Consider the following 12772-nt stretch of genomic DNA (forward strand, 5'->3'; position numbering starts at 1 on the left):
GCCGTCACCGGACGCCGCGCGCGTGAAGGGTCTCCGGCCGTCGTTCGGAGGAGATTCGCGGATGCGAGTGTTGTGGCGGGCCCTCCCACTCGCGGTGGGTAGGGCTCTTTTCATGTGGATTCTTTTGGTCGCTTCCGTTGGTCTGCCGGCCGGGTGGGCGGCGAGTGCGAACGGGGAGATGACCGAAGAAGACGCGATGCTCCTCGGGGAGCAATTCGGCATCGTGGTCGGACCGGTCGATGAAGAGATCCGGAAGGAACTCAAGCTGCAGAAGCCGGAAGGCGTCGTGGTCTTCGAGGTGATTGGCGGGACTCCGGCGGATCTCGCCGGGATCAAGGTGCGCGCCGTCATCAAGGAGATCGACAAGGAAGAGGTTAGAAACCTGAAGGACTTCGGGCGTGCGCTCAAGCGGGCCATGCCCACGTGTAATTTCACGGTGGGGACCTACGAGCCGGCCGATCCGGAAACCCAAGGGGTCGGCGGCGTGCTCAATTTTCATTTCGTCGGCTGCAAACGGGACTAATCGGGGAAGCGATGGGGAGGGGACAGCTCATCGTCGGTGCGGGGATCGCCGGGCTTATCGTTGCGGCCGTGCTGTACCAGGGCCAGGCTGACGCGCAAAAGGACAGCCAGGCGCCGGAGGCCTGGATCTCCGAGATCGAGAAGGTCTTCATTCGATCCGAGGATTGCAAACAGTGCCATGATCGCCATTACGAAGAGTGGAAGGGCATGCGGGAGCAGACGCCTGACCTCAAGACCTTCGGGCGGGTGGACGCGGCGCTTCTGCACGGCACGGCACTCGAGTCCCCCGTGTTCAAAACCGTTCTGGGTTTGTGGCTCCAGACGAAGCCAACCGCCGACCAGCGGGCGAAATGTCTCTCATGTCACGTGCCGGCCGCTACCGTCTTTCCTCAACACGTCGAGAAGATCAACCAGCAGATCCTGACCGGTAAGGTCGAGATCGAAGGGATCGGGTGTGCCTCCTGTCATCTCATCAGCGGTGTGGCCGACACTCCGGGGCCTCCGCCCACGTTCAAATTGACGCCGGGTGAAACGCTGTACGGCCCGTATCCCGATGCCGAGGAAAACCTCGTCCACCCATCGCAGCAATCGGATCTGTTTCGCGGGGCCAACTATTGCACCTCCTGTCACTTCGACAAGGTCAAGGATGTGACTCGTCGGGACCTGCCCGGTGAAATTCTTCAAGGAACCGTCTGCCAGGACTGTCACATGGAGCCGTCGACGGGCAGCTCCACTTCCAAGCGCGGGGCCATGACGCGCGCCATCGGCCGACATTGGTTTCGCGGCGTCGTCATCCCGGGCATCATGCTGAGGAACCGCAACCTGCAGGCCGAATGGATGCCGCGGTTGGATCTGGAAGTCTCGAAGGGGTCATCGGCCTTGGAGGGGACCGTCTTGGTCAGGATCGGCAGTTTGCCACATAGCTTTCCGGACGGCGACCCGGTACTGAAGCAGTTTTTCGTCACCGTGACGGCGAAGGACGCCAAGGGCGAGGTGGTGGCGACCGAAGTCAAGCGCTTCGGTCTCCCGTTCCAGGAGATTCTCCGTGGTCCGATTCCCGAGCCGTTCATCAAGGGCGGAACGACCCGTCGCGTCCCGTTTCGCCTAGAGATCGGCAGCGGAAAGACCCCGGTGACCGTGGAGGCGCTGTTGACCTATGCGTTGATTCCCCAGCCCGATTCCCAACTGCAGGCGGCCTATCTTGCCACGCTGCCGAGCGACAAGGAGCGCGAGGCGGCGATCAAGCTCATCGAAGAATACACGCAACCGCGTGTGTTGACCTTCAGGACGAAGCAGCTTTGAGCTACGCGGAAAGGGGTCTCGGATCGTGACCAACCGGATACGCGCGGCGATGATCATCGTCGCTCTGGTGCTGGGTGTGTCGGGTGCCGTTCACCTCGTTGTGGCCCAGGACGCGAAGAGCAAGGCGGTGGTGGAGAAGGCGTTCCCACATTCCAACAAGTGCAAACGGTGCCATGAGCGCGTTTTCGAGGAATGGGAAACATCGCCGCTGTCCCGTTCGATCCATTCGCCGGTCTTTCGTGCCGCGCTCGATGAATATCTCGCGTTTACGGGCGGCAAGGATAAAGCGCTGTGCTTCAAATGCCACGCGCCGCACATCAACGAATTCTTGGATCACGCTCCCTTATTCGTGTCCCAAGTGCAGTCGGGGGACCCCAACCTGGATGGAGTGGGCTGTGCGCAGTGCCACTTGATCAAGCAGATCGACCGGAACAGCCAACCACCGGCTCCCAAATACGAGCCCGGCAAAACGCTCTTCGGTCCCTACAAGGATGCGGTTCCAAACCTTGCGCACCAGTCGATGGAGCTCGATCTCTTCCGCAAATCGGAACTCTGCTTGAACTGCCATCTGGCCGTCCCCGCGGCGGCGAATCTGGGCAAGAGCAACGATCTGTTGGGGAACTGGGAAACGAGCAAGGCCGTCAAGTCGGGAAAAGAGTGCCAGACGTGCCATATGCCGGAACAGGTCGGGGAATCGGCCAACGGCGAGAACAAGCGGAAAGTGGCAAATCACACCTTCCCCGGGCGTGTCGGGAAATTGCGGCAAGAAGCGGCCAGACTGGACATTGCAACCGAGGTCAAAGGCGATCAAACGAAAGTGACGGTCACGGTCCAAAGTCTCGTTCCGCACAATTTGCCGACCACGCATCCGGGCTGGGCACGGGTGGTCTTGGACCTGACGGTGCTGGGGAAGAATCTCAAGACCGTCTATAGCGATCAACGCGTGTACGGCCGGACCTATGCGGATGCGAAGGGTCAGAAGACGGTGTTCGACTTTCAGGCGACCAAAGTGGTGGAGGATACCGTCCTAAAGCCCGAAGAAACCCGGGTCGAGACATTTACGTTTCCGACCCCCAAGGATACGCGGACGTTCGACGTGGAAGCGGTGCTGAGCTATGCGCCTGTGACTGGTCCGCCAACCTTTCTGCAGCGGATCGAGGCCGAATCGTCCAAAGGGAGTCAGGATCCCGCTTTCCAATCCATTCCGATCGTCAAGAAAAGCGTGAACGTCCCAGTGCGGTAAGAGGGCGCCGCAGGGATTCCCTCCCGCGTGTTCAGAGCGACCTGATGACAGGTTGCGGGATGGAGTCCGCGGACGCCTCACCATCTTGCCGGCTCGCACGAAGCGGCGTGAGTTCTCCACCGCGCAGCGTCTTTGGGTCGGTCCAAGCCTTTCTTCCCAGCCCAACCGTATGCCACGTTCTTGCTCCCTGGGTGATGCTTGTTCCAGCCCTCTGCCGCATCTGTGCCCCGCAGTCCACAAAGAGGTGAACAATTAAAGCCAGCGGGGATCAGGGGAAAAATGCAACCAATTCGTTGGGCTCATGAATTGACCCGACCGCGACAAGAGCCTACACTCAGGGACCCCGGGTCCGCCGCGCCTACGCGATGAACTTCATGGCCCTCTACAACCAATACCGGCGTTTCCGTCAGATGCAGTCCAAGACACAGCGCTGGAAAGGTCTCGAAGAGGGCGACAGGTGGCAGAAGGGCCACCTCAGGCCCGGTGCAGGGCGCTACGGGAGATCAATTTCTGAGCGGGCGGGTAGACGTTTCTTGTGATGACATTCAAAGAGAAAGTGGAGACGCTCCAAGCGCTGGTGACGATCACAGCGGTCGTTATCGGAGGCGTCTGGACGTACAACCTGTTCGTCAAAGAAAGGCAGCACTATCCGCATGCGACCATCGAGCAGAAACTCTCCCATGTCGCGCTGTCAGAGCAGACAAATCTCTTACGCGTCGGGATAGATGTGACCAATACGGGAAGCTCGAGGCTGATCTTAGGGAAGTCGATCATCCGGATTCAACGAATCCTGCCGCTTCTATCCTGTCCGAAGGAGGGCCCATGCGCTGCAAAGGAAGTGAATGACGCACTTCAAGGCATTGAGCGAAACGCGGACCGTTTCAGTTGGCCGTTGATCGCGGAAAGAGACACGAAGTTCACGCAGCCGTTGGACATTGAACCCGGAGAAAAGGATTTCATCGAATTTGAGTTTGCCGTACCCAGCGAAGTCGCCGTTGTTCGGGTCTATAGCTATTTCCGGAACGATCAAAAGTCCGATAGCACCAATGAGGTGGGCTGGTCACTGTCCAGTCAGTATGACTTCAGGACCTCCAAAGAGGAGAGGGCGCAATGAAGGTCCAGAGCTGCGTGTCTCTTAGCCTTAGTTGTCTGCTCCTTCTTGTGTCACTTCAAGCAGGGGCGCAACAAGGCCCTCCCGAGAAAAGACCACCGCTAGGAGCAAGTGGACAACAGCCTCCTGAGCCAAAGCCTCCCGAGGCAAAACCTCCCGTTAGGGATCAGCAACCTCCTGAGCCCAAACCTCCAAAGCCAAGGCCTCCGGTTGAGAAACAGCAGCCCCCGGAGGCAAAGCCTCCGAGTAGGTGACGGTCCCCGGTGCTCGGGGTGAGCCCCGCGCGTACTCATGCGCGGCCAAGGCGTGGGTAGGATGCAACGGCCCACCGCGCTGTAAAAACAGAAAGCAACCCGAGCTAACGCCGGAGTATAACTGTGAATTAGGAAGACGCCGTGCCCGAACTGCCGGATCTGGCCGTGTACGCAGAAAATCTAATGGCTCGTCTCGGAGGAAAGACGGTGCAATCCGTTGATCACCATGGTGGCTCACGGCTGAACACGAGTCATGAAGAGCTGCGGAATTCACTCTGCAATACTTCTCTTGTATCAGTCGAACGATCCGGAAAAGAAATCGTGTTTGCCTTTTCGAACAAGGCCGCGCTTTCTGTACATTTGATGGTAACTGGGGGATTTGCCATTGCGGCTGATCCGAGTTCGGCGAGATTCCGGGTGCTGACGATGGGGTTTGCGGATGGTTTCTCTCTTGTTGTCAGTGATCCCAGAAGCTTGGTGACAGTCAACCTGAATCCTCTCCCAAGCATCGCCCCCGATGCACTTGAAGTAGACGGCACGTACCTTAGAAGGAAAATATCAGAAAGACCAAGGGTGGGGGGTCAAGGCCTTTTTAATGGACCAAGCGATTATCCGTGGCATTGGGAACGCCTATGCCGACGAAATCCTTTGGCATGCCAGGATTTCTCCAAAATCCGCCGTCGGCAGGATCCCTGACCGCCTCGTTGAGGAGTTATTGCGTTCCATAAGACGTGTGTTGACCGAGGCTATAGAGGAAATCAAAAGGAAGAGCCCGGACAGCATTTCCGGAGAAGTCCGGGGATTTTTGCGCGTCCATAATCCTCGCCGTTCGGTAAGCCCGACAGGCTACCAAATCATGAAGGAGAACATGGGATCACGGATCACGTACTTCACAGAAGAACAAGTCTTGTACGTCTGATGTCCCCCTAACAAAGACGCTTTCAAGCGGTCAGTCCCGCTACTCCGCGATGATGTTCGAGCCCGGGGACTTCATCTTGAAGATCTGGATTGCGGAGTAGATGTTCTTGGCAGGTTGATTGAGGATGAGTTCCGAGTTCGTGATGTGAGTATCGATGAGTTCAAAAGGGCCTCCACTGTAGTAGAGGCGGCAGCGGTCCATCGAGCAGTTCTTGTACACGTGATTGTCCAGCGGTAGGTCTTCCTTCTCGAACGTCTTTCCATCGACGACGATATACGACGGTCCCACGGCTGATCTCCTTCTCTGCCGGCACTATACCAGAAGGTTTCGCCCCCCGCAAACGATCCGCGGCCGCCGATCTCCAGGAACCTTCGGCCTTTCGCTGTGTTTCGTCTTGATCGCGGAGGCGCGGGTGTATACAATGGGCCCGCTTTTCAGCCGCTCTAACGCAAAGAATATTCCAGGGTCCGCTGCTTCTGCTACAAAGAGTGCCCCTGCCTGAAGCGTCAGGGCCTTGACCAGGAGGGATTTCAGTGGATGTGTCAACGGGTGTGATTCTGTTCGCCAGTGTCGCGGCTGCAGCCGGCATCGCCTATGGAGTCTATTTAGCCCTCTGGGTCTTCAAGCTCGACCCGGGGAACAAGGACATGCAGGAAATCGCCCAGGCGATCCAAGAGGGCGCGGCGGCCTATCTCAATCGGCAATACAGAACGGTCGGCCTCGTAGCCGCCGGCCTCTTCGTCATTTTATGGCTGGGTGGACTCTGGTCCGACAAGTTCGGCTTGACGACGGCGGTCGGGTTCCTCGTCGGCGCGGTCGCCTCGGCGACCGCCGGCTACGTCGGGATGAACATCGCCGTGCGGGCTAACGTCCGGACTGCCCAAGCGGCTCACAATGGCCTCAATGCCGCCTTGACAGTCGCCTTCCGCGGCGGAGCCGTGACCGGGCTCCTGCTGATCGGTCTCGGGCTGCTGGCGGTGACAGGATTTTACTCCATCGCCTCCATGATCGCCGGCTCGGAGAAGGCTATCCATGCTTTGCTGAGTCTTGGGTTCGGCGGCAGCTTGATCTCCGTCTTCGCCCGCGTGGGCGGCGGCATCTACACGAAGGCGGCGGACGTCGGAGCCGATCTAGTGGGCAAAGTCGAAGCGGGGATCCCCGAAGACGACCCCCGGAACCCCGCGGTGATCGCCGACAACGTCGGGGACAACGTCGGGGATTGCGCTGGCATGGCCGCGGATCTGTTTGAAACCTACGCCGTCACCACCGTCGCCGCGATGGTGCTCGCGTTCACCATGTTCAACGGGGCCGTAGAGCCCATCCTGTACCCGCTGGCGCTCGGCGGGATGACGATCCTCGCGACCATCATCGGCATTCTGTTCGTGAAAGTCGGACCGGGCGGGGGCATTATGTCCGCGCTGTACAAGGGGCTGTTCGTGGCCGGCGGTCTGGCCGCGGTCGCCTTCTACCCAATCACGATGAAGATGATGGACGGTGCCGGCGGCGTCTCGGGCGGTAACTACTATCTGGCCGCTCTCTTGGGCCTCGTCGTGACGCTTGCGATGGTCTTCATCACCGATTACTACACGTCGAAAAGTTTCTCGCCCGTCCGTGAAATTGCCAAGGCCAGCGAAACCGGTCATGCGACCAATATCATTGCGGGGCTCGCCGTCGGGATGCAGGCGACGGCTTGGCCGGTGGTGGTGATCGCCGGCGCTATTCTCGTGAGCTTTTGGGCCGGTGGGCTCTATGGAGTCGCCGTCGCCGCCGTGTCGATGTTGTCGATGGCCGGCATCGTCGTGGCCATCGATGCTTTCGGACCGATTACCGACAATGCCGGCGGGATCGCGGAGATGGCGCATCTGGGTAAGGACGTCCGGAACATCACCGATCCCTTGGACGCGGTGGGAAATACGACGAAGGCGGTCACCAAAGGATATGCAATCGGATCCGCAGGCTTGGCCGCGGTCGTCTTATTTGCCGAGTATGCCCGGTCGGCGGCCGGGCCCAACCCGCTCGGCGGCGGATTCGACCTGTCGAATCCATCGGTTCTGGTGGGGCTCTTCCTCGGCGGGATGCTGCCGTTTCTCTTCGGTGCGCTGTATGAAGGCGGTGGGGCAAGCCGGGGGTTGGTGAATCGAGAGGTGCGGCGGCAATTCCGGACGATCAAGGGAATCATGGAAGGGACAGCCAAGCCCGAGTATGGTACGTGCGTCGATATCGTCACGCAAGCCGCGATTCGAAAGATGATGGTGCCTGGGCTCATCCCGGTGTTGTCGCCGATCGTCGTGGGAGTGGTGTTGGGTCCGCAAGCACTGGGCGGCGTGTTGGTGGGCAGCATCGTGACCGGTCTGTTTGTCGCGATTTCGATGACGAGCGGCGGCGGCGCGTGGGACAACGCCAAGAAATACATTGAGGAGCAAGGCAAGAAAGGCAGCGAGACCCACAAGGCGGCGGTCACCGGTGACACGGTCGGCGACCCTTACAAGGACACCGCCGGACCGGCGATCAACCCGATGATCAAGGTCATCAATATCGTGGCCTTGCTCATCATTCCGTTGATCGTGTAATTCATCGTCGGCCTGAGCCTGCTTGACGGCACTGGATCGCTGGAGTATGTTACGAGCATCGGTCGTTGCCTGTTAAGGAGGCTCCCATGGAGAAACAAGAGCGGAAGCCGGAATCACGAAAAGAGACGCAGGCAAAAGAGGACGTCAAACCCAATCCCAAGGTTGTCGAGAGCGGAAAGAAGCTCAAAGAGGATATCGATAAGCTGGTCGACGAAATCGACGACGTCCTTGAAGAAAACGCCGAAGAGTTCGTGAAGAACTACGTCCAGAAAGGTGGGGAGTAGCCCCACCTCTCTTCTTTTTCCCTCCTCGTTCCCTGTCCTGCCGCCTTCCTCGTTCTAGCTGTCGCCTTACGGCGTCTGGTTTGACAAAGCCCCGCATGCCCACTAGTATGCCTCAGGTTTTTCTGAGGCGTCATTTCTGCAGCGTCCGACGGATGCACCTCTCCAGGCGTTGGGTGTTTCGCCAAGTCGATCCGAGGGAACAGCAGGCCCTCGCCTCGCAATTGTCCATATCCGTGCTCACCGCTTCTCTTCTGCTTGGACGGGGTGTCTCTTCACCAGAACAGGCCGACGCATGGCTGACAACGGGCCGTGCCCCTCGGCACGACCCCTTTCTGATCCCGGACCTCGAGAAGGCGATCGATCGCCTGGCGCGGGCCGTTCGTGACGCAGAGCCGATCTGCTTCTACGGGGACTACGATGTCGATGGCATCGCGGCAACCAGCTTGTACCTGCTGTGGTTCCGTGCGGCCGGCGCCAAGGTCTCTTGGTACATCCCGGATCGGTTGCGAGAGGGGTACGGGCTTAACGCCGGTGCGATCCGGCACTTGGCACAGCAGGGTGTGCGGGTGATCGTCACGTCCGATTGCGGGACGACCGCGCATCGAGAGTTGACGCTGGCGCAGGCGTTGGGGATCGACGTCATTGTGACCGACCACCACCAGGGCGGTGGCGACCTCCCGCCGGCCGTCGCGGTCATGAATCCTCACCGGGGCGATTCACAGTACCCCTTCCCTGGTCTGTGCTCAGCGGGATTGGCCTTCAAGGTGGCTCAGGGCTACCGGGAAAAGTACGGCGACCCGGGCTGCCCGCTCGAGGATCTGCTGGACCTCGTGGCATTGGCGACGATCGCGGACGTCGTGCCGCTGCTGGATGAGAACCGGTGCAGCGTGCGGGAGGGGCTCGACCTGCTGTCCCGTGGCCGTCGCTGCGGGATTCGTGCACTCAAACGGACGGCCGGGGTCGATGGTGCGTGCGATGCCGGCACGGTGGCCTTCCGCCTGGCCCCTCGGATCAATGCTGCGGGACGCCTGGCGCATGCAGACCTCGGGGTGCGGCTGTTGACGACGGATTCGGAGGCGGAGGCCGAGGCGCTGGCGGCCCAGCTGGAAGCGCTGAACCGAGAACGGCAGCAGGTTGAAGAGGCCATCATGCAGGAGGCCTCGGCGGCGGTCGGTGACGGGGGAGCTCGACCGGCTATCGTGGTGGCGTCGCGAGCGTGGCATCTGGGGGTCGTCGGGATCGTCGCGGCTCGGCTGGTCGAACGCTTTCATCGGCCGGCCGTAGCGCTGTCCATCAACGAAGCCGGGCTCGCGAAAGGTTCGGCCCGGAGCATTCCCGGGTTCGATCTGTATCAGGCGCTCTCCGTCTGCGGCGACCTGCTCGAGGGGTACGGCGGCCACCCGAGCGCCGCCGGCTTGACGATCCAGGAAACAAAGATCCCCGAATTTACGAGCCGTTTTGAAGCCTTGGCCGGTCACGCCCTCCCCGCGTTGGGTCTGGATCCCTTGCTTCACATCGATGCCGAGGTTACTCTGATGAGCATGGGGCTCCAGGTCGTCCGGGAACTCGAGTTGCTCCACCCGTTTGGGGCCGGCAATCCCGAACCGGTCCTCGCGGTTCGGCGCTTGACGATTCTCGATGCCCGGACGGTTGGAGAGGGCCATCTCAAACTCGTTGTCCGACAAGGCCGTTCTTTCCCCTTTGAGGGGATCGGGTTCAGGATGGGGTCCCTCGCCGACCGCCGACTTTCGGTCCAGCAGCCGATTGATCTCGCGTTCATGCCCGAGATCAGCCGCTGGAACGGATTGGATCGGCTGCAGTTGAAGATCCGCGATATTCGCCCCAGTCTGCCGAGTTGACATGCCGTACGAAACCGTCACGAATCTTGATCAATTGATCACTCGCCTCCACTCGTACAGTCCGGAGGCGGAGGCCGAGATGGTGCGCCGAGCGTACGAGTTCTCGGCGAAGGCGCATGCCGGCCAGATGCGCCAATCGGGAGAACCATACCTCCAGCATCCGCTCGCCGTCGCCGGCGTGCTGACGGCCCTGCGTTCCGATGTCACGGCCGTGGTGGCCGGACTGCTCCACGATACGCTCGAGGACACCTTGGCCACGCCCGACGAGCTCGAACAGCTATTCGGCAAAGAGGTCGTTCGACTCGTGGACGGCGTGACGAAGATCGGCAAGATCCCGTTCCGCAACTATGAAGAAAAGCAGGCCGAAAACTTCCGGAAAATGGTCCTGTCGATGGCCGACGACATCCGCGTCGTCCTGATCAAGCTGGCCGATCGACTGCACAACATGCGGACGCTCGAGCACTTGCACGAAGCCAAGCGGCAGCAGATCGCCCAGGAAACGCTGGAAATCTACGCGCCGCTCGCCAATCGGCTCGGCATCGGGTGGATCAAGAACGAGCTGGAGGACCTCTGCCTGAAATACCTCAAGCCCGACGTCTACGCGACGCTGAAAATGCGTGTCGCGAAACGGGACGAAGAACGGCAGGCGTATATCGAAGACGTCATCCGCCACGTCAAGGCGGCCATGAGCGAATCCGGCCTGAAAGCCGAAGTGCACGGGCGCCCGAAGCATCTGTACAGTATCTACCAAAAGATGGAGCGGCAATCGATCTCCTTCGAGGAGGTCTATGATCTGACGGCGCTGCGCGTGATCACCGACGTCAAGATGAACTGCTACGCCATCCTCGGGCTGATCCATTCCCTCTGGCGCCCGGTCCCCGGGCGGTTCAAGGACTACATCGCGATTCCCAAGTCGAATGGGTACCAATCGCTCCATACGACCGTCGTCGGTCCGAAAGGCGAGCACGTCGAATTTCAGATCCGCACTGAAGAGATGCATCGGATCGCCGAGCACGGCATTGCGGCTCATTGGAAATACAAGGAGCGCGGCCAAGTCGACGACAAGGACGGCAAGGTGTTCAGTTGGCTGCGGCAGTTCGTGGAGTGGCACCAGGACCTGACCGATAATCGGCAATTCATGGATACGGTCAAGCTGGATCTCTTCCACGACGTCGTGTACGTCTTCACCCCGAAAGGCCTGGTCAAGGAGATGCCGAAGGGCTCCACCCCCGTCGATTTCGCCTATGCGATTCACACCGAGATCGGGGATCATTGCGTCGGAGCGAAGGTGAACGGGAAGATCGTCCCGCTGAAGCATCAACTGGGGAGCGGGGATACCGTCGAAATCCTGACCGCCCCCACGCAGGTGCCCCACAAGGATTGGCTGAAGTTCGTCCGCACGTCGAGGGCCAAGACCAAGATCAAACACTGGCTGAAGATCGAGGAGCAGAAGCGGAGCATCGAGATCGGCCGCCGGCTCCTGGAACGCGAGTTCCGTCGCCATGACCTGCCTCACGCTCAAACGTTGAAGTCCGACCAATTGCTCCAGGTCGCCCGCGAGTTGGGCCACGAGTCGGTGGACGAATTGGCGGCGGCGATCGGCTACGGCCGCCTCTCGACGGCACAAGTCGTCGGACGATTGCTGCCGCGTCCCGAAGGCGAGCGGTCGGCGGCGGTCGAAGAGGTGCCCGAGGTCAAGCCGCATCCGGCCAAGCCGGCGGAAAAAGGCGTCAAGGTCAAGGGAGGGCGGGATCTCCTCATGCAGTTGTCCCGATGCTGCAACCCGGTTCCCGGCGACCGCATCATGGGGTACATCACCCGGGGCCGCGGCCTGACCATTCATTCCGTGGGCTGTCCGAATCTCGAGGCGTTGGATTATGACAAGGAGCGTCTCGTGGAGGTCGATTGGGACACCTCGGCGCCGAGCATTCACAACGTCAAAGTCTCGGTGCTGGCGGTGGACAAGCCGGGTGTGCTGGCGAACGTTTCCTCCTCGATTTCAGGCAGCGAGGCGAACATCAGCCGCGCGGAGATCACCACCCGAGAAGATCAGAAGGCCCAGCTGGATTTTGTCATCGAGGTGACGGATACTTCCCATCTCGCGAGGGTCTTGAAAGGGATCGAGCGGGTTGATGGAGTGATCACGGCCCGTCGGGTCCGCACGTGGCAGGATCGTTAGGGCACGGCGGGCGCGCCTCAATGGCCCGGGACCTGGAACGTCAGCGTCGCCCCTCGCCGCAATTTCAGGCTTTCGGCCATGCCGCCGGCCAATTCCAGGACGTACATGGCCTTCTCGTTCGGCTGGTACTGCGGGCATCCGTCATCCGTCCGGCTGCAGGTGGGGACGTTCGGCTCGATGTGGACGATTCGCTTGTTTCCATCGAGCCAGATGATGTCCAAGGGCATGCGCGTGTTTTTCATCCAGAACGACCAGGGCTGAGCTTCGGCGAAGGTGAAGAGCATGGCCCGATCCTTCGGGAGGTTCTCGCGAAACATCAGGCCACGAGCACGCTTCTCCGCAGTATCGGCCAGTTCGGCGTAGAGGGTCCCGCCGCCCGGCAGGGTGATAGTGACCAGTCCGTCCTGGGGCCCGGCCGAACTTGGATATCCAGGGACCGCGCTCAGGACGACGAGACAAGCGAGAACGACGAAGAGAGAGGCCACCAGCTGATCGTAATGGTCGCGCGTGCGATCGTCAAGCATTGACC

The 12772-nt window shown here is 60.4% G+C and carries 12 protein-coding genes; 10 read left to right on the forward strand and 2 right to left on the reverse strand.

Annotated elements, in window-relative coordinates; translation table 11 throughout:
• Window positions 1–112: 112 nt before the first annotated feature.
• The 6 genes from ACWHYV_RS05355 to ACWHYV_RS05380 all read left to right on the forward strand — a co-directional run bounded on the left by ACWHYV_RS05355 (window position 113) and on the right by ACWHYV_RS05380 (window position 5351).
• The gene (locus tag ACWHYV_RS05355; protein WP_447979623.1) at window positions 113–523 is read left to right on the forward strand and encodes a hypothetical protein; all 411 of its coding nucleotides are present in this window, start codon (window positions 113–115) and stop codon (window positions 521–523) included.
• An 11-nt stretch (window positions 524–534) separates the two neighbouring features.
• Window positions 535–1824, forward strand: coding sequence for a multiheme c-type cytochrome (locus tag ACWHYV_RS05360; protein WP_447979624.1), 1290 nt, complete (start codon window positions 535–537; stop codon window positions 1822–1824).
• 49 nt (window positions 1825–1873) lie between these two features.
• Entirely contained in the window at window positions 1874–3067 is a 1194-nt protein-coding gene (locus ACWHYV_RS05365) for a multiheme c-type cytochrome (protein ID WP_447979625.1), read from the forward strand.
• 538 nt (window positions 3068–3605) lie between these two features.
• Window positions 3606–4181, forward strand: coding sequence for a hypothetical protein (locus ACWHYV_RS05370; RefSeq protein WP_447979626.1), 576 nt, complete (start codon window positions 3606–3608; stop codon window positions 4179–4181).
• Between the two features lie 392 nt (window positions 4182–4573).
• Window positions 4574–5128, forward strand: a complete 555-nt coding sequence (locus ACWHYV_RS05375) for a DNA-formamidopyrimidine glycosylase family protein (protein WP_447979627.1) — start codon at window positions 4574–4576, stop codon at window positions 5126–5128.
• The gene (locus ACWHYV_RS05380; RefSeq protein WP_447979628.1) at window positions 5028–5351 is read left to right on the forward strand and encodes a hypothetical protein; all 324 of its coding nucleotides are present in this window, start codon (window positions 5028–5030) and stop codon (window positions 5349–5351) included. Before ACWHYV_RS05375 ends, ACWHYV_RS05380 begins: the two co-directional genes overlap by 101 nt.
• Window positions 5352–5390: 39 nt before the next feature.
• Here ACWHYV_RS05380 and ACWHYV_RS05385 read toward each other — a convergent pair whose 3' ends face one another.
• A complete protein-coding gene (locus ACWHYV_RS05385; protein WP_447979629.1) occupies window positions 5391–5639 on the reverse strand; it encodes a hypothetical protein in 249 nt (82 codons plus the stop codon).
• Between the two features lie 251 nt (window positions 5640–5890).
• On the opposite strand from ACWHYV_RS05385, the gene ACWHYV_RS05390 reads away from it, so the two are divergent.
• From ACWHYV_RS05390 to ACWHYV_RS05405, 4 genes are all read left to right on the forward strand, one after another.
• Window positions 5891–7921: a sodium-translocating pyrophosphatase gene (locus ACWHYV_RS05390; RefSeq protein ID WP_447980689.1), complete on the forward strand. Its 2031-nt coding sequence runs from the start codon at window positions 5891–5893 to the stop codon at window positions 7919–7921.
• An 86-nt stretch (window positions 7922–8007) separates the two neighbouring features.
• Window positions 8008–8205 carry a ubiquitin-like protein Pup gene (locus tag ACWHYV_RS05395; protein WP_447979630.1) on the forward strand — a complete coding sequence of 66 codons (198 nt, stop codon included), beginning with the start codon at window positions 8008–8010 and terminating at the stop codon, window positions 8203–8205.
• A 173-nt stretch (window positions 8206–8378) separates the two neighbouring features.
• Window positions 8379–10064, forward strand: a complete 1686-nt coding sequence (gene recJ / locus ACWHYV_RS05400; RefSeq protein ID WP_447979631.1) for a single-stranded-DNA-specific exonuclease RecJ — start codon at window positions 8379–8381, stop codon at window positions 10062–10064.
• Window position 10065: 1 nt separating this feature from the next.
• Window positions 10066–12243, forward strand: a complete 2178-nt coding sequence (locus tag ACWHYV_RS05405) for a RelA/SpoT family protein (RefSeq protein ID WP_447979632.1) — start codon at window positions 10066–10068, stop codon at window positions 12241–12243.
• Window positions 12244–12260: 17 nt separating this feature from the next.
• On the opposite strand, the gene ACWHYV_RS05410 is transcribed toward ACWHYV_RS05405, so the two are convergent.
• Window positions 12261–12767 carry a DUF192 domain-containing protein gene (locus ACWHYV_RS05410; RefSeq protein WP_447979633.1) on the reverse strand — a complete coding sequence of 169 codons (507 nt, stop codon included), beginning with the start codon at window positions 12765–12767 and terminating at the stop codon, window positions 12261–12263.
• Between the last annotated feature and the right edge of the window lie 5 nt (window positions 12768–12772).

The sequence above is a fragment of the Candidatus Nitrospira bockiana genome (assembly GCF_965152565.1).